Consider the following 26816-nt stretch of genomic DNA (forward strand, 5'->3'; position numbering starts at 1 on the left):
TTTACTATAAAATTATTTTCATCAGGAGGTAAGGACGATTAAAGAAGATAAAATTTATTTGGAAAATGGTGTAGCTATTAATGTTAAATATGCATTAAACGGAAAGACTCCTGTTTTATTCCTTCATTTTAGTGGTGGAACATTACATATGTGGAACGGGATTATCCCCTTATTTGATAGTGATTTCAGTATTATAGCACCAGATTTTCGTGGTCATGGTAAATCGGACAAACTGCTAACAGGTCATCACATTGATGATATGGCAAATGATATATACCTACTTTTGAAAGAATTAAATATAATAGAGTGCCACGTCATTGGAAGTTCCCTAGGTGCTGAGGTTGGCCTTAGCTTTGCTGCAACTCATCCTGAAATGATTCTTTCTCTTATTTGTGAAGGAGCTCTTTATAATGAGTTTGGTGAATTTGGCTTGTTCAATGGAAGCATTGAAGAAATAGAAGCGGAAAAGCAAAAACTAAAAAAACACTTAAGAGAAAGAACCATGCCGCGACATGAGTCGAAAGAGTCTTATTTTAATGAAATAAAGCAATCCTTTCAAAAACATGGATTATGGAATGAGCATTTTTCTGCATATGCCGAAAGCTGCATACAAGATACTGGTACAGGATATTATACAAATCACTACCCAAATGAGGTACGAATCGAGTATATCGAAAAATATTGGGATCTTCGGTTTGAGGAATATTATGAAAAAGTAACGTGTCCCATTTTATTTCTTCCAAGTGAAGAAGAATGGAAAAACGAAAAGATTAAACGAAGCTTTCAAAAATTTTCTAGCTATGTAGATTCGTATGATCTTGTCCATATAGATAATGCTATTCATGCATACGTCTGGATGCAAAATCCATTGGTTGTAGGAAAAGTGGCAAAAGATTTCATTGGAAGAATTGAAGGTAGCTCATTAGTGGAATCTTAAACCGGCCTTATGGGCCGGTTTATTTCTTTGCAAATAGAAGAATGATGTTTTCTAATAGATTGTTATTTTACACAATATTCTTAAACTACGACATAACTATAGCTTTGCATTTTGATGAGTGCATACGACCGCTTCGGCAGAATACTTCGCTTTCCACGGCCTCAGCCTCCTCGCGGAAAACTATCGCTGCGGGGTCTTCAGACACGTGCTATCCCGTAGGAGTCTGCTTATTCTGCCTACGCTAGTAGTAATTATCTGATTAAAGGGTAGTGAAAATTATAAAACCGTTCGTGAGGATTCGTACTTACACTTTAGCTATTTCAACTCTGTTCCAACCATTAGTACTTCGAATTAAAACAGTATAAAACACATTCTTAGCGAAGGAAATACACGTAGACTCCTGCGGGACAGCGCGAGCCCGTGGAAAGCGTAGTGTATTTCCGTAGCGGCTGGAATTAAAGTTCAATGGTTACGTCGCATTTTCCATCAAATGCGTAGAAATAACAACTATCTGTACAAAAAGAGCTAAGAAGTAAAAAAACAATAGCAAATTCTGGATATATTATGATAATATATCCTATATAATTATAAACTAACGAACATTAGTTAATTATTCGTTGATTTAGGTAAAGGGAAAGAAGGAATTTTAATGGAGAAAATTAATGCGTACATGAATCGAAAAAAAGACTTTTCAGGTGTTATTTCGATCACTAAAAATGGAGAGGTAATCTTTCAACATGCATACGGTATGAAAGACAGGGAAAAAGGAATGAGTAATGATCTTAACACACGATTTTGTGTTGGATCAATGATCAGTAAACCTATTACAGCATTAAGTATTATGCAATTAATAGAACGTAACAAGTTGACATTACAAACACCTATTGAAGAATTTTTTCCTCATTATAAGGGCAGTGGAATTACGATTCATCACCTATTAAATCACACGTCTGGTATTGTAAATTACTTAATGCTCCGAAAAAAAATAGGGTGGGATAAAGATCACACACCAGAGGAAATACTTCAAATTGTTAAACAAGAAAAACTGAAATATACACCTGGAAAGAAAGCGGCCTATAACAATACAGCATACTTAATGCTTGGATTAATCGTTTCTAAATTATCAGGAGTTCCATATGAACAGTATGTTAGAGGAAATGTTTTCGAACGCGCAGGAATGACAAATACAGGCTTTATTCGAGATAACCTGGATGGATATGCTCTTAATTATCGAGATCATAAGATTGGACCTCACGTTAGTCCAACTTTACTTTTTGCTTGTGGAGAAATTGTTTCAACAATTGAGGATATTCATCGGTTTGTACAAGCTTTGCAAACAGAAGTACTTGCAAAGAAAGAAACAATTGAATTAATGCAGAGTCCTTCGTATAGTGGAAAATACGTGACATTCGGATACGGTTGGTTTATTAAAAATTTAATGGGACATAAAAGCGTTTCGCATGGTGGGAATCATCCTGGAGGATATACTAGTCATATTGAGCGTTATTTGGATGATAATCTAACGATAGTTGTGTTAAGTAACGATATAACAAGCTACTCACCACTTATGATGAAAGATTTTGGTGCCACATTTATCTCTCGTGATATTGCTGCAATATTATTTAATAGTAAGCTTCATTTTTGGCAAAAAATGTTTTAGAAAGGTATAGCCTTTAGGCTATACCTTTCATTCATTTCGTATAACTTCGAGAAAGAAATCTATATGCTGATTCAATCTACTTTCTACCTGTGTTGTATCCTTTCCATCAAATTTTAAAATATTGTATTCGGCTAAGAGTGAGAAAACAGGATACTGATATTCAATTGCAAGAATTTTAGGGTCAAAAGCTTTAATTTTTTTCATAGCGATCATCTTTTGAAAAACAATTTCAAGAAAATCTACTGTTTCCCCAAAGAAGTCTTTTAATATGATTTCTCTTGCGAATGGCTCTCGAAACTGCTCAATTTGAAGCAATCTCCATATTTTTTGCCCTTGTGGATCTTCCATGTACTGTTTGAAGTTACTATGTCCTGTCTTTAAAAATGTTTCCGGTTCGGTAGTAGATAATATTTTATCTAATGAATCAACTGGTGGTAATGTTTTAGAAAAATCAACCCTGAAATGAGTTAATATAGCCTCTAATATAGCTTCCTTGTTTTTGAAGTGATTATATAAGGAACTCTCTTTTATCCCAACTTGCCGAGTAATTTCACGAATAGATACACCACTAAACCCTTTTTGTGAAAAAAGATCTAATGCTGCTTGAAATATTTTCTCTTTTGTAGTTAATGTCATATTATTCACTTCCTTAAGGTCTTTAGATGCATTTGCAAGCAAAAATAGCTAATATAGTCATTATACTAACAAACGTTAGATATTTGAACAAACTCTTGGGCTTCAGCTGGTAATATGATTTTTATATTGAGAAAAGTTCGTATAACCTTGCATCAAAGAAATAATATAAAAGAAGATGGGTAACGGATTGACATGTTTTAACAACAAAGCAGGATGTTAAACTTTTCAAAATATAAACTAGAAAATACTTTTACTCTCCTGTATAATTATTTCGTGTTTCGAAGTGAAAGGTGATGTAAATGACAGAGAAGACAGAAGAACAAATAGATCTCAAAAGAGAACGGATTTGGACAAAAGACTTTGCCCTGATATGTATGGCAAACTTTTTTATTTTTTTAGGGTTTCAAATGACATTACCAACTTTACCTTTGTTTGTGCAGCATTTAGGTGGTAGTGATACATTAATAGGATTAATTACAGGTATTTTTACTTTTTCTGCATTATTGTTTCGTCCATATGCTGGTCATGCGTTGGATTCAAAAGGTAGGCAGTTTGTTTACATGGCTGGTTTGGCCATTTTTGTTATTTCGGTAGGTTCTTATGCTTTCATAGCTAGTATTTTTATGCTATTTGTTATGCGAGTTGTTCAGGGAATTGGTTGGGGTTTGTCTACGACAGCAACAGGTACTATTGCAACAGATCTTATTCCACCTAATAGGCGTGGAGAAGGGATGGGCTATTTTGGTCTATCAGGAAACTTTGCATTGGCATTTGGCCCGGCTTTAGGACTCACACTAGTGGGTTATATTTCCTTTACACAATTATTTTTAATTTGTGCTTTCTTAGGGTTTGTCGCCTTACTATTATCAAGCCGGATTGCCTACAAAAAGGTGGAGCAATCAGAGCACAAAGTAACGCATGTTAAATTTGATATTTTTGAGAAAAGTGCGATTAAACCATCTATTCTCCTATTTTTTATAACTGTAACGTTTGGAGGTATTGCTTCGTTTTTACCTTTATATACAGCGGAAGAGGGAATAGAAGGAATAGAGCTTTATTTTCTAGTTTTTGCTTTATTTTTAATGGCTTCTAGAACCTTTGCAGGGAAGCTATATGATTTAAGAGGGCATATTTTTGTCTTTTTACCAGGAACTTTTTTAATTACAACAGCAATGCTGTTATTGGTTTGGTTACCAAGTTCATCTATCCTTTATTTAGCAGCAGCCTTATACGGTTTTGGTTTTGGCAGTGTTCAACCTGCATTACAAGCGTGGTCCGTATCCAAGGCCCCCGCGAACCGTAGAGGGATGGCGAATGCTACATTTTTCTCCTTTTTTGATATGGGGGTAGGGGTAGGAGCGATCGGCTTCGGATTAATTGCCCATGCATTTGGGTATAGCTATATTTATTTGGCAGGGGCTATTTCCGTAATCATATCGATGTTCATTTATATTATCGCCTTAGTAAAGGGTAAAAGAAGTACCTAATGATAATAAAAACTGGACACTCTAGGGAGTGTCCTTTTTAATTTTAGGCGGAAAACATATTACTACACAAAGTACATTTTTACTAATAAGATAGATATATAGTAATGTATAAGGAGGAATCCTTTATGTTTGATTATATGAAAAGTCTTTTCAAACGAAAAAAATGTGCGATCTGTGGCAAGAATGCAGAAAAGCCGGCAAATTATTATGACGATAAAGGAGAAAAAGTCGTTGTATGTTTTCAATGTGTCCCTTATGCAGAGAGAAGGGCATTTCGAAAACGGTAGAAGATGCTCGGAAACTAGTAAAGTAAGGCGGGAAAGCAGTGGTAAAAGTTGTTGAATTAGACAAAAGTGAGAAAACATTAAACGAAATCGCACAAGTGTACAAAGAAGTTTGGGAGAAAAATGACAATTCTATTAAAGAGAGATTTCGAAAACATGCTACTTATAAAGGATATAGAGGATATATGATTATAAATGAGAAGAACGATTTAATTGGATTTGCTTACGGCTACACAACATTGCCCGGGCAATATTACAATGGATTATTAAGGGATACACTAGAGGACAAGCTAGCAGATAAATGGCTTAGTGATTGTTTTGAATTGGTAGAATTAGCTGTATTATCGACAGAGAGAAACAAAGGCTATGGAAAACACTTAGCTAGTAAGTTGGTTGAAGGGGTTACAAATAAGACAGCTGTTTTGACGACACAGATGAATAACGAAATTGCTCGGAACTTGTATGAAAAGCTCAACTGGGAAGTGGTTTATAAACCTTTTTATCCAGATAAGAATAATGCTTTTGTTATTATGGGAAAGAAAATAAATTAATTGCGTAGAAATCCGGCATATATGTCGGATTTTTTTGTTTTAAGAGGGGTGTTTCTTAAATGTTGTTAACGAAATTAGTTTAGCTGTTAAGCAACTATTAATTGATGATTGATGCATGGAATCTGTTGGGTACTTTACTATCACTTCGGCAGAATACTAAGCTTTCATTGGGTACAGCTTTATCCTCCTAACGAAAAACGTAGTGGATGAGATTCAAACATATTTAATTACCTCACATGTTCTATCATTCAACTAGTTTTTTGTAAGAATAAAACAATAATCAATTGCTTTATAAAGTAATTTATATTATATTGTAGAGTAATAAAGGGAGGTTGTTATATGTATAAAACTGGGATGGCACAAGTGAATGGAACGTCTTTATATTATGAAATGGTAGGAGAGGGAAAACCACTTGTACTAGTTCATGGTTTTCCAATTGACTCAAGAATGTGGGATAAGCAAGTAGAGTTTCTATCCAAAAACTATCAAGTAATCCGGTTTGATATGGCTGGCCTGGGACAATCTGCATCACATAACAATGATTATTCCATTTTAGAGGATATAAAAGCTTTACTAAATTACTTACATATTGAACGGGCAACATTCGTCGGTTTTTCTGTAGGAGGAAACATCAGTCTTGAGCTAGCGATTCATTATCCAAATTTGGTCGAAAGTCTTATCGTAGCTTCAGCTAGTTTACCAGGATGGTCCAATGTATCAGAAGAGAAAAACGTTTTTCAAGAACAATTAAATGTTTTGTACCAAGAGGGGGATTTAGACAAAATAGTAGAGTTAATGTGTAAAGGTTGGGTAGCAGGCCCATTTCGAAATGTAAGTGATATGGATCCTGAGGTTTGCGACCATTTTACTTCAATGGTAAGGAACTCCTTTTTAAAAGAAAGAGGCAAGGGTAAACTTCTGATGCCAGAGAAAAAAACAATGGAGTTCTTACACGAAATAAACGTGCCTACCCTCATTATGGAGTCTGAGTATGATTTTCCTGAATTTCGTGAAATGGCAGCTTTTATGGATGAGCACATATCTGATTCGAGAGTAGTATGGATACCAGGTACTGCTCATATGTTAAATTTGGAGAATCCTGAGTTGTTTCACAACCATTTGATGGAATTTCTTAATATGAGTAAAGAAAAAGGCTGAAAATTGTAAGCATTCGCCACTATCCTTCTTATATATAATAATGTAATGAAGAGGCTGAAAGTGTAACAGAATCTTTTAAAGGCTATTCTGTATTTTCAATGAAAACAACCTACTATTTTTTAGGTTGTTTTTTCATAAAACAAAATTTTTTAAGCTTGAATTAGATATAAATATTTCCTTATGAACCAATACTATACAAGGAGGTGAAAATGATGTACAAATTATTATCGCATAACGATTTAGATGGTGTTAGTTGTGGTATATTAGCCAAGCTTGCTTTTGGGAAGCAGGTGAATGTACGTTACAATTCTGTTGGGGGATTGGACCGGGAAGTTCAATGGTTTCTTGATAACAATAAGGATAAAGATACGTTACTTATCATTACTGATTTGAGTGTGAACGAAGAAAATGAAAAAAAGCTAGATGAGTATGTGAAAGCTGGGGGAAAGGTGCAATTTCTTGATCATCATAAAACAGCCCTTCATTTTAATGATTATGACTGGGGACAAGTTGTAGTAGAAGATGAGGAAGGAAAACTGACGTCTGCAACTTCCTTGCTCTATGAGTATTTGGTAAAGAATGATTATTTGGAACCATCAAATGGGATTGCTGAATTTGTTGAGCTTGTTCGGCAATATGATACTTGGGAATGGGAGAAAAATAATAACCTAGAAGCACAGCGTCTTAATGCACTTTTTTTCCTTATATCGATTGATGAGTTTGAAGAGAAAATGATAGATCGCCTTTTATCAAGTGACCATTTTTATTTTGATGAGTTTGAGAAAAAAGTGTTAGACATGGAAGACGACAAAATAGAGCGTTACATAAGGAGAAAGAGAAGAGAACTCGTTCAAGCAAAAATGGAGGGACTATATGCTGGAATAGTTTATGCAGAATCCTACCATTCTGAGCTTGGAAATGAATTAGGAAAAGAATATCCACATCTTGATTTTATTGCAATCTTAAATATAGGAAGTAAGCGAGTTGGTTTTCGAACGATTCATGATCACGTTGATGTTTCTGAATTTGCTGGGCTTTTCGGTGGTGGCGGTCATGCCAAGGCTTCAGGATGCACACTTACCGACGATGCATACAATAAATTTGTTGCAGAGACTTTTCCACTAGAGCCTTTACGAGAGGATGCCAAACGAAACCGATATAATTTGAAAAGATCCACATTTGGTTCTTTATATAAAACCCTTGCTGAGGAGCTATTTTTTATTGCCTCAGTTGACGAACAAACTTGGGAAATAGAAAAAAACAACATTAAAATGGACCAAACGTTTCCAAGCTTTGAAGAGGCAGAAAAATATTTGAAAAGAAACCATCAAGCATGGTTAGTTAGAGATGATGTTTTTGTCCATTATTTAATGGATCAGCTAAAACCAAAGAAACAAGCAGAATAAAATAGGATGAAAAGGCACACCTGAAAAGGAGTGCCTTTTTGTTTTGGTTTACTTATGAATGGGATATGAGCCCATTTTTCCATTTTTAAAACAAATTAAAGGATACGTGTAACGAATTAATGCTTGGCGAATATAATTTTTGTATGTCAAATAGGTTATAGCCTTATTTTTCTTGGAAGCCCTTAAGTGGTATTACGTATGTTTAGCTTGATTATTTAAGGAGGCATTTTTATGAGAGAAACGAATAAAGTGTTTCATTTAGCGATTCCTTGTAAGGATTTAGATGAAACAGTTGAATTTTATGAAAGTCTAGGCTGTCGAAATGCAAGAAGGTATGATGATCGAGTTACTTTTGACTTTTTTGGTGATCAAGTGGTATGTCATTTACATCCAGATGAAATTGATGAAAAACCAAAAATGTATCCTCGTCACTTTGGCTTAACGTTTTTAGAAAAAGATGATTATGTTCATTTATTAGCACTTGCCAATGAATTAAATTTGCCCTTCTTTAAGGAGCCAATGGTACGATTTGAGGGAAAAAGAGAGGAACATATGACATTCTTTTTAATTGATCCGGCAAATAACTTGTTAGAGTTTAAGTACTATCATGACATAGAAATGGTTTATTAGTATGGACAGATAGACTGCCTAACTGAGCAGTCTCTTTTTTTTAATACGCTCACTGGAGCTAATCGTTGCTAATAGAAAAGCCTAGAATAGCATTTGTATTCTAGACTTTTATCATTAGTTATTTGTCTTTGGCATTTTATTCATTTCTCTATGTCTCAGTTCAACACGTCGTATTTTTCCTGACGTCGTTTTAGGTAATTCATCTAAAAATTCGATTTGTCGTGGATATTTGTATGGTGCAGTAGAACTCTTTACATGGTCTTGTAAAGTTTGAATAAGAGTAGGGTCATTTTTGTCAACATTTTCCCTTAAAACAATATATGCTTTCACGACGCTTCCTCGAATTTCATCTGGACTGGCTACAACCGCACATTCTTGAACAAATGGGTGCCTCACTAGAGCGTCTTCCACTTCAAATGGACCAATTGTATACCCAGAGCTAATAATAATATCATCACTCCGACCACTAAACCAGAAGTATCCATCTTCATCTTTTGACGCTTGGTCCCCTGTTATATAATAATCACCACGTTTAGCCATTGCTGTACGTTCAGGGTCCTTATAATACTCTCGGAATAAAGCAGGGCTATCAAGTTTTACGGCAATATCACCTACTGCATTTACTGGAACAGCTTCACCATTTTCATCAATAATTTCAACTTCATTACCAGGGGTAGGTTTGCCCATTGAGCCGGGCTTCACTTCCATGTTCTTCATAATGCCCAATAGTAATGTATTTTCTGTTTGTCCATATCCATCTCTAACCGTGATATTAAAGTGCTTTCTGAATGTGTCAATCACTTCCCGATTTAATGGTTCTCCAGCAGAAACAGCGCTATGCAAAGAAGGTAGAGTGTAGTCATCTAAATTATCCACTTTCGCCATGAGTCGATATTCCGTTGGTGTACAACATAAAACATTTATTTCTTTTTCCTGTAGTAAACTTAAGTATTTTTGAGGATTAAATTTCCCGTTATAAATAAATCCAGTTACACCGGAACCTAGAACAGAAAGAAAAGGACTCCATACCCACTTTTGCCAACCTGGGCCTGCTGTGGCCCATACTTTATCACCTTCACGTATACCTAACCAATTTTCTGATACTGTTTTCAGATGAGCAAAGCCCCATCCATGTGTATGAACAACACCTTTAGGATTACCTGTTGTACCAGAAGTGTAAGGTAAAAAGGCAATATCATCCTTAGTAGTATTCGCGATTTCCAAATGGTCGGAAGCATCCTCTTTTAATGCATCTAAGAAAAGCCAACCTTCAGATGACTCCCCAATACTGAATTTTGTTAGCTGATCATATTCCTTAATCCCCTTATACTGATCTATATAAGGAAAATAACTAACCACACCACTCACTTCACCGTGGGAAACCCGATATTGTAAATCCTTGGTTTTCAGCATTTCAGAACTAGGTATAATGATAATTCCTGTTTTTAAGGCAGCTAAATAGACTTCATAAGCTTCTATAAGACGAGGAATCATAACAAGTATTTTATCCCCGCGTTTCAATCCACTTTCTAAAAAGGCATTCCCAACCTTGTTGGTATTTTTCATTAGCTGTTCATATGTAATTTCCTTTTTACTTCCCATTTCATCTTGAAAAATTAACGCTTTTCGGTTTGTGTCTTTTGCGTACTTTTCCATTTCCATGACGATATTGTAATGTTCTGGAGCTATTAAATCTTCTCTTTTCATATGACCAACTCCTACTACTAAGTATTTATTTTAGTATAACAAAAATTCAGAAAAATAAAATAGTTAGAAAGGATGAGATGAGGTAAACAAAAAATACGCGTGACCTTAAATCTTCATGCGTATTTTTTAAAAGTATTTAGGTGAGTGAAAGTAAGGAAAGTACCACCAAGGAAAATATTTTTAGGCTTGTGAGGTAAGAGGGTGCTTCTCGTATTTTGGCCAACTAATTTCAGGCTTTGTTTTGCAGAATAAAACTTCGCTACTATGATAATTGATTTTCTCCACATTCAGCTCTTTATCATCTACTGAAAAGTGAAAGACAACCTCGGTGACGATAGGGTTCAGGATAGATACAAGTACTTCCTTAATAGAAAAGGGTCTAGTAGATAGGATATCAAAAAGATGTACCGTATCCTGTTGCTGTTGAAAAATGACAATGACATCTAAGCTTTTCACATAATAAATATCATTAGGAAAAACGTTTAAACAATAAAACATAAAAAGGTTTGCTGCATTACTAGATGAGAATTTATCTGTAATAAGGATTCTTTTTTGTGCGTATTGGTAAATAAAAGTTAAGTCTTTTTTATTTTTTCCATCAAGTTTATGCAGTAGAGTTTTGGTCGTAGAAATTTTATTCACTTTGTGTGTATATTGGTATTCTTCTTCTCGATGGAATCCGAACTTTGGGTAAAATTCTAGCACGCTATCATTCGCGAACAAATACATAATATCAGCCTGCTCTTCGTAATCTGCAAGAACTTTATCCATCAGTTTTCTAGATAATCCTTTGTTTCGATGGTCTGGATGGGTCATAACCGTTCCAATTTGTATGGCAGAGTAAAGATTTTTGTTAACCATTAAATCTAATTTATTTACCGAAACATTTGCAATAATTTCCTTATCGTATGAATAAGAATAGGGCTCATATTGATCTGTCCAGAAACCATGTTCATACCATGTTTCAAAATGAATGCCAAAGATTTGTTTTGCTAGCTTATTGAAGGAAGTACGGTAAGTTTTATCATGTTGGTACCCCTTCCTAAATGTTAACTGATCCATTATGATTCCTTTCTTGACGATTCTGATTTCATTTCGTCATGTAGTTTTTTTACTAAGTCCCGAAAGGTTTTTACTTCTTGCAAGGAGAAATTACCATAGTATTGTTCAATAATTTTGTCGTCAATCTTTTCATATTCCTTAAACAATTCTAGTCCCTTTTTATCGAGCTTCACTATTATTTCTCGCCGATTTTCGGGGTTTATATCCCTTCTCACATATCTATCTTTCTCAAGTCTAGCTATTATTTGACTTACTGAACTTGCAGATAGCATGGTTCGTTCTGAAAGTTGGTTAATGGTTACTTTTTTCTCATCACGAATTGTCTGTAAGATGAAAAGTTGTTTAGGAGTTAAGTCATTGTTCATAAACGTTTGATGGTCTTTTACAACTTGGGCATTTATTTTCTCTAATAGGGAAAAAGCTTCTTTTATATAATTCGTAAATTGATCATCTTTGGACATGCTTCCACCTCATTGGAAATTAGTTTAAGTATATAAAATATTTATATAGATAAAATAAATTTATGTCAAGTATAGGTATATGTAAAACAAAATAAAAAAAGCCGATTAATATCGGCTTTTAGTGTAGTGTTTAGTGCCATTTGTAGGAATGGAAAAGACGGTTTATTTAGGAAGTCTACTCTTGCGAAGGTAGTAAATCAACAAAATAAAATCGGTTTTCATTCGTGAATACATCTTTCGTTATTGTTTTTTCTTTAGATACAGTAAATTGTATAGGCTTCTGAAAAAGCGGACCATTAAATACAAAGGTATGAAATTCCCCGTTTTCGCCACATGGGTCAACAGACTTGGGGAGCTCTTCTAAAAAAGTCCTATTGATAACCCTACCGACAAAGGAATGATCAAGTTGTTGACTATCCAAGCAAGTAACGACTGTTTGAAAGCCACTCGTCAAAAATTCTTCTATTAATTGATGTGATTCTTCACCCCATATCGGGAACACAGGTTTAATAGGTGTTTTGCCCATCATGTTCTCCCTATATTTCTTTACATCCTGTAAGTGAATATCCCCAAACATCATATGCGTAACACCGTTTTCTACCATTTCTTCAATAACAGCGGACATAATTTTCTCGTACTTTTCATTTGAACAAACTTTTGGGATATATACTTTTCGAAGCGGGATGCCTAACACCTCTGCCTGCTTATCAAGGAGAGTTTCTCGAACTCCGTGAATACTTGTGCGTTTGAAATCTTCCGTAATAGTAGTTAACAGGGAATTAATATCCCATTCTCCTGATTGAACTAGTCGGTGTAAGGCGAGAGTAGAATCTTTGCCACCACTAAAGGAAACGACAATTTTGTTTTTCATAGTATTTTCACCTCTCTTTTTATCATACGAATAATCAAGGTGCCTGTCACGCCCCGAAAATTGTCGAATTATTTGAATTGAAAGAATTTTGCTAACAAATACCATCATACGAATGGGGGTTTTTCCGTTATAATAGAAAGACAGCATAATAGAGAGAGGTGACCTCGGGTGAAAAAGAAACTGTGGATTAGACTTGGAATTGGAATTCTTGGCATCGTTTTCATTGCCAATATTATAGCAAGCTATTATTTTTATGATTTAGCAATTAAAAGAGAACAAAAGGATTTTTTAGTAGATAATCAAGATTTACAAGTTTCGGCTCAAGCGATGGATGTATTTTTAAAAGGGGGCTGGCGTCAATGGGTTTCCAGCCAACAATTTGAGAATTGGGAACTCGAGACGGACGATGGCTTAACTTTACAAGGATATTTTTTAGAAGCGAAAGAGCCTACAAATAAAACAGTTATTTTTGCCCACGGTTATTTAGGAAAAGGTCGAGACATGGGGTTGTATGGTCAGTATTATTATGAAGAACTTGGCTATAACATATTCACAGCAGATATGCGTGGACATGGAAAAAGTGATGGAGAATATATCGGCTTTGGCTGGCATGATCGATTAGATTATGTAGATTGGATCGACATGGTGATTGAAAAGAATGGCCCATCTAGTGAAATCGTTCTACATGGTGTATCAATGGGAGGCGCTACTGTATTAATGGTAAGTGGGGAAGAGTTACCGGACAATGTAAAAGCAATTGTAGCTGACAGCCCATATACGAACGTTTATGATTTGTTTGATTATCAGATGGAAAGAATGTTTCATTTGCCTGATTTCCCAGTTCTTCCAACTACTAGTCTAGTGACGAAACTACGTGCAGGGTACTCTTTAACCGAAGCCTCAGCTCTTGATCAAGTGAAAAAGGCGGAAATTCCTATATTATATTTTCATGGAAATGATGATACTTTTGTGCCTACGGAAATGGCATTTGAATTATATGAAAATACGAAAAGTGAAGCTGAAATCATGACATTTGATGATTCTAGCCATGGTGAAGCATTTGTTATACATCAAGAAGAATACGTAAAAAAGATGAATGCATTTTTAACGAAACATATGGATTAACAGATCGACTTCCTCTCTAGGCTAGGGGAAGTCTTTTGTGTTAATGAGGAGCATAAAATAGAGTAACCGCATACATTTAAAAGAGAATGACTAATAAGACTGTTTTAGGTGTATAGCATAAATCCATGAAAAAATAGTTGGGAAAATTCACATTAATATGTTCTAATATTCTGAATAGTTTGTTATAATTTAGAAAGAACATACCAACTGGTTGGTATTTACCAATATTTTTTTCAACTTAATTGTAAGCGCTATCATAATAGACGGGGGAGGTACTTGTACATTGAATATTGTAGATCGATTGTTTCAATTAAAGGATAAAATAGCTATTGTAACAGGTGGTGGTAGAGGTCTCGGAAAGCAGATGGCAATTGCATTTGCGGATGCTGGGGCAAAGGTTGTTGTTTGCTCTCGAAAATTAGAAGCTTGTGAGGAAACCGTAATGGAAATTAAAGAAAGCGGTGGAGAAGCGTTAGCGCTAAGTTGTGACGTTTCCAATCCAGAACAAGTGCAGCGTGTGGTCGATGAAACGATTACTACCTACGGAAAAATTGATATTTTGGTAAACAACAGTGGTGCGTCATGGGGGGCTCCGGCTTTAGAGATGCCATTAGAAGCATGGAATAAAGTAATGGCGGTGAACGTGACAGGAACCTTTCTTATGTCCCAAGCTGTTGGAAAACATATGGTCAAGCAAAAAAGTGGGAAAATCATTAATCTTTCCTCTATTGCTGGACTAAATGGAGTGGACCCACGGGTAATGGATGCGATTGGTTATAACGCTAGTAAAGGAGCTATTGTGACCCTTACGAAGGATTTAGCGGCAAAATGGGGTCGTTATAACATTAATGTAAACGCAATTGCACCAGGCTTTTTTCCAACGAAAATGTCTAAAGGTGTTTTGATGATGGCTGGTGATTTAGTTGTTGAGCAAACGCCAATGCAACGATTAGGTGGTGATGAAGACATAAAAGGAGTGGCGATTTTTTTAGCTTCCAGGGCTTCTGACTACGTGACTGGTGAAATTATTGCAGTCGATGGTGGAATGAATGCAGTCTAGGCCTTTGCCTATTCTATATTAATAAAAATTTTTTAGGAGGTTGAAGAAATGGAGAAAGTTTGGTTAAAGCATTATCCCGACCACATTCAAGGCGAGACGTTAGAAATACCTAATATGTCTGTGTACGACATGTTAGGGGGGGCAATCGCAAAATATGGGGACAAAAAGGCGATTCATTTTTATGGAAGGGAATTTACTTACAATCAGGTTGGTCAGCAGGTTGGCGCCTTCGCATCTGTGCTACAGGATAATGGATTACAAAAAGGGGACCGAGTTGCGATTATGCTTCCGAATTGTCCGCAATATGTTGTCAGTTACTATGGAATTCTTCAGGCAGGCGGTACGGTAACACAGGTGAATCCGATGCTTGTAGGTCAAGAGCTTCAACACATTTTAAATGATTCTGGAGCAGAGACTATTGTCATTTATAAGCCACTGTTGCCAGTGCTAAATCAAATTATTGATAAGACATCCGTGAAGCAAGTTATACAAGTAGCGTTAGGGGAGGATAGTGCAGAAGATAATTTAGCGATTGATTTTACGTCTTATTTAAAACAAGCTAAAAGACCTCCACAGCCAGTTGCAATAGACCCAGCCGAAGATATCGCTGTTCTTCAATATACGGGTGGTACAACTGGTCGATCAAAAGGAGCAATGCTTACTCACCGAAACATTGTGGTAAATACACTTCAAGCATATGAATTTTTTAAAGACGAGATTACATTTGGCGAAGATAGATATTTAACTGTTATACCTCTTTTCCATGTATTCGGTATGACTTCAGGAATGAACCTCTCTATTTATACCGGATCATTGAACATTCTACTACCAAGATTCGAATTAGAAGAAGTACTTCAAACAATTAAAAACCTTCAACCTACGACTTTCCCAGGAGTTCCAACGATGTATGTAGCCATTACAAGTCACCCAAAAGCAGAGGAATATGGGCTCGATAGTATTCAAATATGTAACAGTGGAAGCGCACCAATGCCTGGTGAACTAATGCGTTCTTTTGAGGCAAAAACAGGCTCGATGATTTTAGAAGGATATGGGCTATCAGAGGCATCCCCAATTACTCACTGTAATCCAATGTTTTCTACCCGAAAGCCAGGTAGTATTGGCATTGGCGTTCCAGGAACAGAATACAAAGTAGTTGATCTATCGGATGGTACGAAGGAAGTTCCTTTTGGCGAAAAAGGGGAGCTCATTATTCGCGGGCCTCAAGTAATGAAGGGCTATTGGAATATGCCTGAGGAAACCGCAAACACGCTTCGAGATGGCTGGTTATACACTGGGGATATCGCTTCCATGGATGAAGACGGTTACGTGTATATTGTCGATAGGAAAAAGGATTTAATTATTGCGAGTGGCTATAATGTGTATCCACGTGATGTAGAAGAAGTAATTTATGAGCATCCAGCTGTTCAAGAGGCTGTTGTTGTTGGGGTGCCTGATGAGTATCGAGGGGAAACAGTGAAAGCTGTTGTTGTCTTAAAAGAAGGCCAAACATGCACCGAGGAAGAGCTAATTGCTTATTGCAAGGAAAACATGGCGACATATAAGGTTCCTCGTATCGTAGAGTTTCGTCCAGAGCTACCGAAGACGAATGTTGGGAAAATTTTACGCCGAAAAATTAGGGAAGAAGTGGTTTGAGGCCCCAAATCCTCACGAAACCTATCAAGCTAGTCAGTAGGATACGTTAAGTGAAAGAGAAAGTAATCGCTACATGTATTCGCTTGTTTGAGGAAAAAGGGTTTAGTGAGACTTCGATTCAAGAGGTTGTCGAGGATTTAGGGGTAACAAAAGGGGCTTTTTATTACTATTTTTCTAGTAAAGAACAGGTGTTAATGACGATACATCGACAGTATATTGATACGTTACTTCAACAACAGGAACAAATTTTGAGTGATGAATCGATAACGAATAAGGAAAAGCTGCAAAAGCTTATTTCGATGATTATTCTAAACATTACACCATTAGGAAAAAGTGCCCGTGTCTTTTACCGTGAATTTCGCCATTTGAATAAAACGCATATGAAAGAAGTACGGGAGAAGCGTGATCAAATTCGTAAGGCGATAGAAAAAGTAATTCGAGCGGGAATGAGAACAGGTGAATTTAGACCTGGGATAGAAGCAGAAATAGTCACACTTGGCATTCTTGGTATTTGTAACTGGACTTATCAATGGTTTCATCAAGATGGACGGTTCAAGGATGTTGAAGTTGCGAATATGTTTATTGAGATGGTTGGTCAAGGAATTGAATGGCAAGAAGGATAGGGAGGTGTGAGTGCCTCCCCTTCTTCTTCTATAAACATACCAGTTGGTTAGTAAGAAAGGGAGGATAAGATGTCTTCAACAATCAAAAAGGTCGCCGTTATTGGTGCTGGCTCTATGGGGCATCAAATTGCGATGCTTGCTGCATTAGGAGGATATGAGACAACTCTTCAGGATATAAGTGAACAAGCATTAGCAAAAGCGAGAACTCAGTTAGAAGGACATATGGATAGATGGGTACAAAAAGGTAGATTAACAGATGAACAGAGAAAGATAGCATTTACACGACTCCATATGACAACGAGTATAGAGGAAGCGGCAGATCAAGTAGATTTAGTAATTGAGGCTGTTGTTGAAAAACTTGATGTAAAGCAAGATGTATTTAGGAGATTAGATAATATAGTGCCTTCCCATGCCATTTTAGCGACGAATAGCTCAACGATTGTGAATTCGAAAATAGCAGAAGTCACATCAAGACCAGATAAAATTTGTAATATGCATTTCTTCTTCCCACCTCTCGTTATGGACTGTATAGAAGTTGTGAAAAGCGAGAAAACATCACAGGATACTACGGAAAGTGTCTTGGCTTTTTGTGAACAAATTGATCGAAAGGCCATATTAATGGAAAAAGAGATTTACGGTTTTATTGCTAATCGTCTTCTATTTGCTATTGCCAAAGAAACCCTCTTTTTATATGAAGAAGGGTACGCAGATTATCAGGATATCGACATGATTACAAAAAAAGCGTTAGGTCATCCTTTAGGGCCATTCGAATTAATGGATTTATCCGGTATTGATGTCGGCTATTACGCAAACTTACAGCTTTACGCGGAAACAGGGGATCCAAAAAATAAGCCTGCTAAATCGGTTGTAGAAAAAGTAAAAGCTGGGCATCTAGGACGAAAAACGGGCAAAGGTTGGTACGAGTATCCGAAAAAAGAGAAAGTTAATTAATGTTAGGAGGTTATTTTATGATTCATGAATGTACGGTGAAAGTGAGAGCATTTGAAACAGATGGTCTAGGTCATGTAAGTAATATTAGTTATTTTATTTATTTGGAAGAAGCTCGTATTGAATTATTTAGGGAATTAGGAGCTAGTTTAGAAATGGGCGAATGGGAGTTTATTTTAGCTTCTACTTCTTGTGATTTTAAGCAACAAGCATATTTTGATGAAAAACTAACCGTTGAAACGTCAGTCGAAAAAATTGGGAATAGTAGTTTTCATCTTTATCATGAAGTTGTCAATGATCGAGGGATAATTGCTACTGGAAAAGCTGCCATCGTTCATTTTGATTTTCATACACAAAGAGCTTCTGCTTTACCAATTGAAATGCGTGCGAAACTAGAACAATTTATGGAGACTACTAAAGTAAAGGAGAGATAATATGATTAAGGATACGATCCCTGTTCGAAAGGGAGAGGAGTTGGACGCAGCTAATCTGGAGCAGTTTTTACGCGAGAAAATTGCAAACTTGCCAGACAGCCCTCTTCGTATTGAACAATTTCCTTCCGGGCATTCCAACCTAACCTATTTGTTATCCATGGGGAATTGGGAAGCGGTTTTGAGAAGGCCACCTCTTGGTCCGGTTGCCGCAAAAGCACATGATATGAAAAGGGAATTTACCATTCTCCGCGCTCTACATCCACATTTTAAGCTCGCACCAAAACCGTTTCTTTACGAAGAGGAATCTGACATTGTTGGCAGTTCTTTTTTTGTTATGGAACGACGAAAAGGTGTCGTATTTGATACGGATTTCCCTAAAGGAGTAGAGGAGTCATTAGAAAATGGAGAGCTGATTTCTGAAACAATGATAAAGACGTTAGTAAATCTTCACCAGGTCGATTATACGAAAACAGAGTTAGCGGAGTTTACGAAGCCAGACGGTTTTATGAAGCGACAAGTAGAAGGTTGGAATCGCCGCTACGAGCGAGCGATGACAGACGATATTCCTCATGTTGAAAATGTCATGATGTGGTTACAGAGTAACGTGCCAGAGTCCAGTGATGCAACCGTTATCCATTATGATTTTAAGTGTAATAATGCAATGTTTAATCCGAATAACTTACGTGAAATGACGGGTTTGTTTGATTGGGAAATGACGACAGTTGGAGATCCATTGGCTGATTTAGGTGTCACGTTAAGCTATTGGATGGAAGATTCAGATCCGGAGTTTTTAAAACGTGGTTTAGGGAAGCCGCCAGTTACGACAAAGCCAGGATTTTATACTCGTAAACAGTTTGCGGAAAAATACGCAGCCTATACGGGTAGGGATTTAACGAATTTACCTTTTTATGTTGCCTTTGCTTATTTTAAGCTAGCTGTTATTGTCCAACAAATCTATTATCGTTATAAAAAAGGGCAGACGAATGACCAACGCTTCGCTCACTTTAATAAGGCAGCAGAAGGGTTAATTGCTTATGCCAATCATATTTCGCGAAGTGGATTGTAGGTTGTGGTGAGAAAAATACACGTTATCTTTAAAAAAGAAGATATAAATCCCAGACTTTTACCTGGCAAGACAGTTGTCGTTTTTGATGTATTGCTGGCAACTTCTGTTATTTGTGCGTTGTTAGCAGCAGGCGCAAAAAAGATTTTCCCGGTTATTAATGATCGTGAAGCGTTAAGGAAGGCAAGTCGGCGGCCGGATAAATCGTACCAATTAGTCGGAGAGAGTAACGGTTTACCAATTAAAGACTTTTTGCTACCTAGTCCCTCCCTACTAACACCGACGGCGAAGGGGAAGTCATACATTTTATCGACAACGAACGGAACGGTTGCCCTTCGAGGGGCTGCTGGTGCAGCTACGATTTATGCTAGTTCGTTACTAAACAATCGAGCAATGGCGAAAGAGTTATGTGATGACAATCAGGATGTAGTTTTCATTTGTGCAGGTTCTAGTGGACAGTTTTGCTTAGAAGATTTGGTAGGATGTGGGCATTTAATTGATCATTTAACTAGATTGGGAGACTTTACGTTAACGGATGCTGCACTTGGTGCTTGGAAGCTATATGAGGGAAATAATGCGAATATTGATACCTTATTGAAGCAAACAGCAGTAGGTAAAATGATGATGCGTCATGGTTTAGAAGCTGACATCGATTTTATTACGGCAATGGATTCAAGTGAGGTTGTACCAATTTTAAGTCAAAACGGCTGGATTACAAATAAAGGAGGAAGATAAATGGGTAACACGCTATCCTCTATCAAAGGAGGATCTTATTTAGTTCAACAAACTGCTCCAGAGGACGTCTTTTTCCCAGAAGACTTTACTGATGAACACTTACTGATAAAAAAGACGGCAGAGCAGTTTGTAACGAAGGAAGTGGGAGCTAAAAGGGATGAAATAGAAGCACAGCAATTTGAAGTTGTAGCTGATTTAATGAGAAAAGCAGGGGAATTAGGCTTGCTTGCTCATAGCATACCGGAGTCGTTCGGTGGTCTTGGGCTAGATAAAGTTACCAAGGCAATTGTCGGGGAACAAGTTGGAAGAACTGGAAGCTATGGGGTTGCCCATTCGAATCACACGTGCATTGCAACGTTGCCAATAACTTATTATGGAACACAGGAACAAAAAGGAAAATATTTACCGAAGCTTGCAAGCGGAGAGTATCTGGGGGCTTACTGCTTAACTGAGCCAGATGCAGGTTCAGATGCTATGGGCGGCAAAACGACTGCCCAGTTAAATGAATCAGGTACCCACTATTTATTAAATGGGACCAAAATTTATATAACAAATGCTGCCTTTTCTGACACGTTTATTGTTTATGCGAAAGTCGACGGAAAGCAGTTTACAGCTTTTATTGTAGAGAAGGACTTCCCGGGCTTGTCCCTCGGTCCAGAGGAAAAGAAAATGGGTATTAAAGGGTCATCTACTAGATCCGTTATTTTAGAAGATTGCGTGGTTCCCATTGAAAATGTGCTCGGAGAAATTGGCCGGGGACACATTATTGCTTTTACGGTTTTAAACTTAGGTAGGTTTAACTTAGGGGCAGCCTGTATGGGTGGGGCTAAGGAAGCATTAAAGCTAACATTGACTCATATTAACAATCGGAAACAGTTTGGCAAAACGTTAGGGGAGTTCGGTTTAACGAAGGAAAAAGTAGCAAAAATGGAGGCTCGTATTTTTGCGGCAGAAGCGCTACAATATCGAACCGCCTTTTTGTTAGAGGAAGTATTAAAAGGGCTAGACGGATCAGATAACCCAAAATTGATTGTGGCAGGATTGTCAGAGCTAGCATTAGAATGTGCAGCGTGCAAAGTATATGGTTCTGAAACGCTTGATTTTATTGCAGATGAAGCATTACAGCTACACGGCGGAGCAGGCTTTATTAGTGAGTATCCCATTGAACAAATTTATCGGGATTCTCGTATTAACCGAATTTTTGAAGGAACGAATGAAATTAATCGCTTACTGTTGACTGGTCAATTTTTGAAGAAGAGTTTAAAAGGTGAACTACCGTATGAGCAGGCGGTGAAGAAAGCTTTTCAGCATGTCATGGTCAAAGATGCAGCGGAACAGAGCCCTATTGAAACGATTAAAGATATCCGGGCTATATATTTAGTTTTAGTAGAGTATGCAAGAAAAAAGTACGGTATGGGATTGGAAGAGGAGCAAGAAGTGTTGACGAAGCTATCAGACATTGCCATTCTATTATTTGCAGCTGAATCCGCAGTGCTTCGAAGTGAAAAAAGCGCAAGTACTCGCCACCAATTACTAATGGAAACAGTATTGCAGGAAACAGTTGGTGAAGTGTTAAGTAACACAAGAGTGCTAATGGAAGAACTCATTCCAACCGGGGATCAGATGCGCGAACAACTTTACACCCTTTTACTCTCAAAAACCTTCCCCGATTCCGTAAAGCGCAATCGAATGATAGCAGAAAGGGGTGCCTGTCACCACCCGATATTTGTCGAATAAAAAAGGTGCTGTACTTTTTATGAAGTGCAGCACCTTTTGTGTTTAGTGAATTGTCATACTATCCCAAAGTTGAGTAAATACTTCCTGTTCCATCTTAAAATATACACTGCTAAATCCGTAACGAACATAACCATCCTTAATGACAACTAGCCGTACTCGGGATCCATCTTCTAAATGAAGAGTTAACTCTCGATAGTGTTCATCATTTCGGAATTCACCTAGATCTTCTTCAACTTGATCATATGGATGTGGTGTCGTCTCATTTAACTGATCGATGAATGCATGAACCAATTTTTCATCATCTAAAGGACGGAAATTATCGACACTATAGTACCAATCATCATGGCTCCGATACTCTGCTTTTGTGACGTTGCCAACTAGATTTAGCTTGCCAAACAAATCTTTGCCATTATGAATAGTGATGCCATTCAAACAATCGTAAAACTCCGAGAAAATTTCACCATGCCGTTCACCGTATGCCATTATGCGAAAATCTTTATCATAGCCTTGTACTGTATATACATCTACAACCCCAATAGTAGAAGCAAATTCAACCGCGTATTCATCTTGGGAACTCCATTCATCAATTGTAGCTTTCGTCGTTCCAAGTTTTTCTCCTATTAAATTTTTTGCTGCTGTTTGATCAATTTCTGTATCTGTTTGTGTATAAATTTTACCGTTATACACAATAAGTCCAATCATATCTGCAGAAACATTATTCTCAGGGATTTTTATTGCTGGTATGTTAATCCCGCCATCTTCCGTCACAACTGGACCTTTATCACTTGGGCTAGCTTGATCTATAGAACCCCCATTTTGAAATAAAAAATAAGTACCAAAAGCAATGATTACACTAGCAGCTGCAATCCAAACACTTTTTGCCCGATTTGATTTCTTTCTAACGGATTGTTTCAAAATTTTATCACTCGTTTCGCTTATTAACTTTTTATCTACCTTTATGGAGTCAAATCCTTTCAAGTTGAAATCACTCATCCGGAAAACCTCCTACTTTTAAATGATGCTTCAGCAATTCTCTTCCTCTTGCAAGTCGGGTTCGAACAGTCGCTTCCTTACTTTTTAAAAGTCCGGCAATTTCCTTTGTGCTATAGCCTTCATAGTAATAAAGGTATATAACTGTTCGGTATTTTAATGGTAATTCCATCACATATTTGATTACTTCTTGATCTTTCTTGTTTTCGATTGGGATAATGATTTCTTCTATGTTCACGCGATTTTTATACCAATAGCTACGAAACTTATTTTTACAATGATTACTTGTAACTGTAATAAGCCAAGCTTTCAAATGCTTTTCGTCATGAAAGAGAGGGCTTTTTTCAAAAAGCTTTATAAAGATTTCTTGAAATGCATCCTCTGCATCTGCCTTATTTTTGAGTTGGACAAGACAAAGACGAAAGACCATATCAGCATATTTGTTCATTATTTCTGAAACGCAATTATCCGTACGTAATAATTGAATTTCCATCTGCCCATCTCCTTTCACCTATAACACACATGAGGATACAAAAATGTTTCATTTATTTTTTTATTTTACCTTTTTTTGATTGAGCGAGGGGAATAAGGTGATAAATAGGTGAGCTAAGGTGATAAATTGTTTCAACCGAGTGATATATTTTCTTGTTCAGGTGATATATATCGAAGTTCTAGTGATATTTATTTTTTCTGCTGGATAAATGAGGGAAAACAAGCATCAGGAATGATATTTGTCTCGATTTCCGTTATGCTAGAAGGACATTTTTAATCAGCAGAAGAGGTGTAACGAAAAAATGAAGCCCATACATAGTGAAATTATTCAATTCCGTGGAACTCACTACGATTTTGGCTATAAACAAGGGGAAAAGTTGAAGAATTCTCTTATTCTTGAAAATAGAGCAAGACAATGGAAGGTACGAAAAGCGCGCTTTTCGATTAACGTTCAGGAAGCAAAGGATGCTATCCATCAATTTGCTCCGACTATTTGGGACGAGTTAGTAGGATTAGGCGATGCATTAGGTTGGTCAATGGAGGAAGTACTAAAGGAATTTGGTGGTTATCGATTAGACTATGTTCGTTCTGGATGTTCCATAGTTACTGGTGAAGATTACTTTATTCGCAATTATGATTATCACCCGAAAACGTATGAAGGCAGATACGCTTTTTTTCAACCGACAGATGGTGGTTATGCAACAGTTGGTCCTACACAGCGGATAACTGGTCGACCTGATGGCATGAATGAAAAGGGTCTTGTGATTGGCTATAATTTTATGCATCGGAGAAAGCCAGGAATTGGATTTATATGTGGCATGATTGGTCGGATGGTGTTGGAAGGCTGTGCGAACGTAAAAGAGGCTGTTGACATGTTAAAAAAAATACCTCATCGCCACTCTTTTAGTTATGTTGTCTTTGATCGAAGCGGAGAAACCTATATTGTCGAAGCAAGTCCTAGAGGTATTGAAGTGCGCCAATCAAACGTTTGTACGAACCATTTTGAAATCATGAAAGATGAGAATCGGAACCATTTAGTAGATTCACTACGCCGGGAAGAAACGATTCGTAACCAGAAGGGGCAACTGAAAAAGGGTTATGATGCCTTTCGATTATTAAATGATACGGATAAAGGGGTTTTTTCTACCCTATATGAAAGTTGGGCAGGTACGATTCATACGTCTGCCTATTTTCCAAAAACGCTCAAGACGTGGTTCGCTTTAGGTGGGGACCAAGAACCCACTGTGTTCGATTTTGCCAAGTGGCTAAACGGAGAGAACGAATCAAGAGAAAAAATTACTGGAGAAGTGGATACGGATATTCCATTTGCTCATATGGATCAGGATGCAACTTGGTTTCGCTAGGTAGAAAAGTCTTGAGAGCAAATGTTGAATGAAAAAAAGCACCTAGTATAGGTGCTTTTCATTTACATTAACTGCATCGTTGTAATACATGTTCTATCATTTTCAAAAGTAGACAGCTCAGACTCTACCGATTTTCCATTGTATTCAATTTTCGTATAATATGTTTGGTTTCGTGGAAGCCACAAATCAATAAATCCGTTAGCAGCTGCTGTCATTTTTTCATCTACTATGACATTACCTTCCATGTCTTCCAAATAGACGTAAAATTCTTGATTCATTAGTTCGCCTTGACAACCTGTCAAGCTATGGTTCGTTCAAGGATGAGATTCATTGATATAGGGTGCGATGGAAACAAAAAATTCTTCCTCAGGTAAGTCGTAGGCCGTCTTATTACCATCACCATCGATTACAGTCAATTGTTTAGACGTAATCGAAGCAGAACCAGTCGTAATGTTGCCAACACTATAGTCATGTACTATTTGTTTAATGTTTGTTGTTTCGTTAGTAGTTCCTTCACTACATGCAATTAATAGAGTAGAAGCGGTTAAAGTCAATAGAATAACGGCAATGATGTTTCCCTTCATTATGAATTCACCTCTTATTTTTTCTACCATGACTATACCATTTTTACTTTCGGATTTGTCCTAATTTTTGGATTAGACACAATATGTACAAACTTAAGTAAATTATTTTACATCATTAGCCGTTTTTAAACAAATCTGTGCTTAAATATTTACTCCCCGTATCGACAGCTAAGATAACCTACATTTTTATCAGGCTCCTTGCTATTTGTAGGGCAGCCAGCTACGGAATCTTTCGGAACAATATTCCGTAGCTCGAATAAGTCTGTGTTTCCTGTGAACTCAATGGGATTTAGACGTACATCCACTACTTACGCTTATCTTCTTTTTTTACCACCATTATTTTAGAAATTCCTCATTTTTACGCCGAAATTATATATATTTCTCTAACAAGAGTTATTTTTTAAATTTATTTATAAATCGATGGAAAGGGCATTTGGAAAGAGTAGTGTCGTCGTCATGTAAAAAATACTGCTTCCACTCGTAATTGTCTTGTTTCCCGTAGGTGTTTAAATCAGGATGTATGGGTATGGAATCATAGTTTTTAAGTCTTTTTCTAATTTTCGATTTAATCTTATTTGCGTGGATGGGAGAAGAATGAAAATTTTCTAGTACCAATCTAGGTGTAATGGCTAACATAAAATAAGGGAAGTATCTACTTTGTCTATTTTGATGGGCAGGTGTACCACAAAACATAAAATATTGCTCCCCGTGAAAGCAAAATTCCCATAAAGAATCATGGGGATCCACCGGAATATGGCTAGGCCAATCTTTCAAATCCATTTCCGTAATGTTATTTAACTGACCCCAAAATTCCTGTTCATATTGTTTAACAGATAGTAGTTGGGAAGATGTTTCATAAAATACAATTAAGGACGTGTAGTTACCGATTGTCCGGTAAACCTGTGAATATTCCGTTAGTAGTTGTGCCAAATTGTTGGCGGAAGATTCCTTCCGTAGTTCTGCTACAAATCCATAACGAAAATGGTCTAAAGCATGCCCTTGGGTAGCTGGAATACAGGGAAAGGGTTTTTCCGTATTTTCCATTTTCTCCTCAAATGTATAGAGGGCATCCTTTTTCCATTCTTCTAAGTCACAATCTTTTATTGCTTTAGCAGTTAATAAACGCATGTTCAACCCTCCCAATGTCAACATATGCAC

General features: G+C 36.9%; 26 protein-coding genes. 17 read left to right on the forward strand and 9 right to left on the reverse strand.

Translation table 11 applies throughout. The features are described 5' to 3' along the window. The first annotated feature begins 58 nt into the window (after positions 1-58). Positions 59-937, forward strand: coding sequence for an alpha/beta hydrolase (locus HNQ94_RS08280; RefSeq protein WP_174495652.1), 879 nt, complete (start codon positions 59-61; stop codon positions 935-937). A gap of 649 nt (positions 938-1586) precedes the next feature. Continuing rightward, positions 1587-2597, forward strand: a complete 1011-nt coding sequence (locus HNQ94_RS08285) for a serine hydrolase domain-containing protein (protein ID WP_174495651.1) — start codon at positions 1587-1589, stop codon at positions 2595-2597. 27 nt (positions 2598-2624) lie between these two features. Here the strand turns inward: HNQ94_RS08285 and HNQ94_RS08290 are convergent, their stop codons facing one another. Next, entirely contained in the window at positions 2625-3233 is a 609-nt protein-coding gene (locus HNQ94_RS08290) for a TetR/AcrR family transcriptional regulator (RefSeq protein WP_174495650.1), read from the reverse strand. A gap of 299 nt (positions 3234-3532) precedes the next feature. On the opposite strand from HNQ94_RS08290, the gene HNQ94_RS08295 reads away from it, so the two are divergent. From HNQ94_RS08295 to HNQ94_RS08315, 5 genes are all read left to right on the forward strand, one after another. After that, positions 3533-4720: an MFS transporter gene (locus tag HNQ94_RS08295; RefSeq protein WP_174495649.1), complete on the forward strand. Its 1188-nt coding sequence runs from the start codon at positions 3533-3535 to the stop codon at positions 4718-4720. Between the two features lie 325 nt (positions 4721-5045). Then, positions 5046-5555: a GNAT family N-acetyltransferase gene (locus HNQ94_RS08300; protein ID WP_246199958.1), complete on the forward strand. Its 510-nt coding sequence runs from the start codon at positions 5046-5048 to the stop codon at positions 5553-5555. 339 nt (positions 5556-5894) lie between these two features. Beyond that, positions 5895-6713: an alpha/beta fold hydrolase gene (locus HNQ94_RS08305; RefSeq protein ID WP_174495648.1), complete on the forward strand. Its 819-nt coding sequence runs from the start codon at positions 5895-5897 to the stop codon at positions 6711-6713. Positions 6714-6925: 212 nt separating this feature from the next. Next, the gene (locus HNQ94_RS08310) at positions 6926-8119 is read left to right on the forward strand and encodes a DHH family phosphoesterase (protein ID WP_174495890.1); all 1194 of its coding nucleotides are present in this window, start codon (positions 6926-6928) and stop codon (positions 8117-8119) included. Positions 8120-8350: 231 nt separating this feature from the next. Continuing rightward, entirely contained in the window at positions 8351-8749 is a 399-nt protein-coding gene (locus HNQ94_RS08315; RefSeq protein ID WP_174495647.1) for a VOC family protein, read from the forward strand. A gap of 114 nt (positions 8750-8863) precedes the next feature. Here HNQ94_RS08315 and mbcS read toward each other — a convergent pair whose 3' ends face one another. From mbcS to HNQ94_RS08335, 4 genes are all read right to left on the reverse strand, one after another. Then, positions 8864-10456: an acyl-CoA synthetase MbcS gene (mbcS, locus tag HNQ94_RS08320; RefSeq protein WP_174495646.1), complete on the reverse strand. Its 1593-nt coding sequence runs from the start codon at positions 10454-10456 to the stop codon at positions 8864-8866. A gap of 180 nt (positions 10457-10636) precedes the next feature. Then, a complete protein-coding gene (locus tag HNQ94_RS08325; RefSeq protein ID WP_174495645.1) occupies positions 10637-11518 on the reverse strand; it encodes a GNAT family N-acetyltransferase in 882 nt (293 codons plus the stop codon). Next, on the reverse strand, positions 11518-11979 hold the full coding sequence (locus HNQ94_RS08330; protein ID WP_174495644.1) for a MarR family winged helix-turn-helix transcriptional regulator: 462 nt from the start codon (positions 11977-11979) through the stop codon (positions 11518-11520). The genes HNQ94_RS08325 and HNQ94_RS08330 overlap by 1 nt, the downstream gene beginning before the upstream one ends. Positions 11980-12154: 175 nt before the next feature. Then, the gene (locus HNQ94_RS08335; protein WP_174495643.1) at positions 12155-12850 is read right to left on the reverse strand and encodes a Dph6-related ATP pyrophosphatase; all 696 of its coding nucleotides are present in this window, start codon (positions 12848-12850) and stop codon (positions 12155-12157) included. Between the two features lie 168 nt (positions 12851-13018). Here HNQ94_RS08335 and HNQ94_RS08340 point away from each other — a divergent pair, with 168 nt between their 5' ends. From HNQ94_RS08340 to HNQ94_RS08380, 9 genes are all read left to right on the forward strand, one after another. After that, complete coding sequence (locus tag HNQ94_RS08340) at positions 13019-13975, forward strand: alpha/beta hydrolase (protein ID WP_174495642.1); 957 nt, start codon at positions 13019-13021, stop codon at positions 13973-13975. 283 nt (positions 13976-14258) lie between these two features. Beyond that, positions 14259-15035, forward strand: coding sequence for an SDR family oxidoreductase (locus tag HNQ94_RS08345; RefSeq protein ID WP_174495641.1), 777 nt, complete (start codon positions 14259-14261; stop codon positions 15033-15035). A 48-nt stretch (positions 15036-15083) separates the two neighbouring features. Continuing rightward, a complete protein-coding gene (locus HNQ94_RS08350; protein WP_174495640.1) occupies positions 15084-16688 on the forward strand; it encodes a long-chain-fatty-acid--CoA ligase in 1605 nt (534 codons plus the stop codon). A 50-nt stretch (positions 16689-16738) separates the two neighbouring features. Continuing rightward, positions 16739-17311: a TetR/AcrR family transcriptional regulator gene (locus tag HNQ94_RS08355; protein ID WP_174495639.1), complete on the forward strand. Its 573-nt coding sequence runs from the start codon at positions 16739-16741 to the stop codon at positions 17309-17311. Between the two features lie 69 nt (positions 17312-17380). After that, positions 17381-18262, forward strand: a complete 882-nt coding sequence (locus HNQ94_RS08360) for a 3-hydroxyacyl-CoA dehydrogenase family protein (RefSeq protein ID WP_174495638.1) — start codon at positions 17381-17383, stop codon at positions 18260-18262. Between the two features lie 17 nt (positions 18263-18279). Next, on the forward strand, positions 18280-18693 hold the full coding sequence (locus tag HNQ94_RS08365; RefSeq protein ID WP_174495637.1) for an acyl-CoA thioesterase: 414 nt from the start codon (positions 18280-18282) through the stop codon (positions 18691-18693). 1 nt (position 18694) lies between these two features. Next, positions 18695-19759, forward strand: coding sequence for a phosphotransferase family protein (locus tag HNQ94_RS08370; protein ID WP_221452524.1), 1065 nt, complete (start codon positions 18695-18697; stop codon positions 19757-19759). Positions 19760-19762: 3 nt separating this feature from the next. Beyond that, entirely contained in the window at positions 19763-20491 is a 729-nt protein-coding gene (locus HNQ94_RS08375; RefSeq protein ID WP_174495636.1) for a 2-phosphosulfolactate phosphatase, read from the forward strand. Continuing rightward, positions 20492-22228: an acyl-CoA dehydrogenase FadE gene (locus HNQ94_RS08380; protein ID WP_174495635.1), complete on the forward strand. Its 1737-nt coding sequence runs from the start codon at positions 20492-20494 to the stop codon at positions 22226-22228. It begins immediately after the preceding gene. A gap of 42 nt (positions 22229-22270) precedes the next feature. Here HNQ94_RS08380 and HNQ94_RS08385 read toward each other — a convergent pair whose 3' ends face one another. Continuing rightward, complete coding sequence (locus tag HNQ94_RS08385) at positions 22271-23221, reverse strand: hypothetical protein (RefSeq protein ID WP_174495634.1); 951 nt, start codon at positions 23219-23221, stop codon at positions 22271-22273. Next, positions 23214-23711: a sigma-70 family RNA polymerase sigma factor gene (locus HNQ94_RS08390; protein WP_174495633.1), complete on the reverse strand. Its 498-nt coding sequence runs from the start codon at positions 23709-23711 to the stop codon at positions 23214-23216. The genes HNQ94_RS08385 and HNQ94_RS08390 overlap by 8 nt, the downstream gene beginning before the upstream one ends. Positions 23712-24012: 301 nt before the next feature. On the opposite strand from HNQ94_RS08390, the gene HNQ94_RS08395 reads away from it, so the two are divergent. Next, positions 24013-25074: a C45 family autoproteolytic acyltransferase/hydrolase gene (locus HNQ94_RS08395; protein WP_174495632.1), complete on the forward strand. Its 1062-nt coding sequence runs from the start codon at positions 24013-24015 to the stop codon at positions 25072-25074. A 62-nt stretch (positions 25075-25136) separates the two neighbouring features. Here HNQ94_RS08395 and HNQ94_RS08400 read toward each other — a convergent pair whose 3' ends face one another. After that, positions 25137-25658: a CueP family metal-binding protein gene (locus HNQ94_RS08400; protein WP_174495631.1), complete on the reverse strand. Its 522-nt coding sequence runs from the start codon at positions 25656-25658 to the stop codon at positions 25137-25139. A 393-nt stretch (positions 25659-26051) separates the two neighbouring features. After that, positions 26052-26786: a YqcI/YcgG family protein gene (locus HNQ94_RS08405; protein WP_174495630.1), complete on the reverse strand. Its 735-nt coding sequence runs from the start codon at positions 26784-26786 to the stop codon at positions 26052-26054. Between the last annotated feature and the right edge of the window lie 30 nt (positions 26787-26816).

It is taken from the genome of Salirhabdus euzebyi, assembly GCF_014207435.1.
In the GTDB taxonomy this organism is placed as follows: Bacteria; Bacillota; Bacilli; order Bacillales; family Alkalibacillaceae; genus Salirhabdus; species Salirhabdus euzebyi.

Bases quoted from the DNA above. Each gene is read 5' to 3' on its own strand.
- HNQ94_RS08285 (WP_174495651.1), top strand. From the start codon at position 1,587: ATGGAGAAAATTAATGCGTACATGAATCGAAAAAAAGACTTTTCAGGT.
- HNQ94_RS08290 (WP_174495650.1), bottom strand. From the start codon at position 3,233: ATGACATTAACTACAAAAGAGAAAATATTTCAAGCAGCATTAGATCTT.
- HNQ94_RS08295 (WP_174495649.1), top strand. From the start codon at position 3,533: ATGACAGAGAAGACAGAAGAACAAATAGATCTCAAAAGAGAACGGATT.
- HNQ94_RS08305 (WP_174495648.1), top strand. From the start codon at position 5,895: ATGTATAAAACTGGGATGGCACAAGTGAATGGAACGTCTTTATATTAT.
- HNQ94_RS08310 (WP_174495890.1), top strand. From the start codon at position 6,926: ATGTACAAATTATTATCGCATAACGATTTAGATGGTGTTAGTTGTGGT.
- HNQ94_RS08315 (WP_174495647.1), top strand. From the start codon at position 8,351: ATGAGAGAAACGAATAAAGTGTTTCATTTAGCGATTCCTTGTAAGGAT.
- mbcS (WP_174495646.1), bottom strand. From the start codon at position 10,456: ATGAAAAGAGAAGATTTAATAGCTCCAGAACATTACAATATCGTCATG.
- HNQ94_RS08325 (WP_174495645.1), bottom strand. From the start codon at position 11,518: ATGGATCAGTTAACATTTAGGAAGGGGTACCAACATGATAAAACTTAC.
- HNQ94_RS08330 (WP_174495644.1), bottom strand. From the start codon at position 11,979: ATGTCCAAAGATGATCAATTTACGAATTATATAAAAGAAGCTTTTTCC.
- HNQ94_RS08335 (WP_174495643.1), bottom strand. From the start codon at position 12,850: ATGAAAAACAAAATTGTCGTTTCCTTTAGTGGTGGCAAAGATTCTACT.
- HNQ94_RS08350 (WP_174495640.1), top strand. From the start codon at position 15,084: ATGGAGAAAGTTTGGTTAAAGCATTATCCCGACCACATTCAAGGCGAG.
- HNQ94_RS08360 (WP_174495638.1), top strand. From the start codon at position 17,381: ATGTCTTCAACAATCAAAAAGGTCGCCGTTATTGGTGCTGGCTCTATG.
- HNQ94_RS08365 (WP_174495637.1), top strand. From the start codon at position 18,280: ATGATTCATGAATGTACGGTGAAAGTGAGAGCATTTGAAACAGATGGT.
- HNQ94_RS08370 (WP_221452524.1), top strand. From the start codon at position 18,695: ATGATTAAGGATACGATCCCTGTTCGAAAGGGAGAGGAGTTGGACGCA.
- HNQ94_RS08380 (WP_174495635.1), top strand. From the start codon at position 20,492: ATGGGTAACACGCTATCCTCTATCAAAGGAGGATCTTATTTAGTTCAA.
- HNQ94_RS08385 (WP_174495634.1), bottom strand. From the start codon at position 23,221: ATGAGTGATTTCAACTTGAAAGGATTTGACTCCATAAAGGTAGATAAA.
- HNQ94_RS08390 (WP_174495633.1), bottom strand. From the start codon at position 23,711: ATGGAAATTCAATTATTACGTACGGATAATTGCGTTTCAGAAATAATG.
- HNQ94_RS08395 (WP_174495632.1), top strand. From the start codon at position 24,013: ATGAAGCCCATACATAGTGAAATTATTCAATTCCGTGGAACTCACTAC.
- HNQ94_RS08405 (WP_174495630.1), bottom strand. From the start codon at position 26,786: ATGCGTTTATTAACTGCTAAAGCAATAAAAGATTGTGACTTAGAAGAA.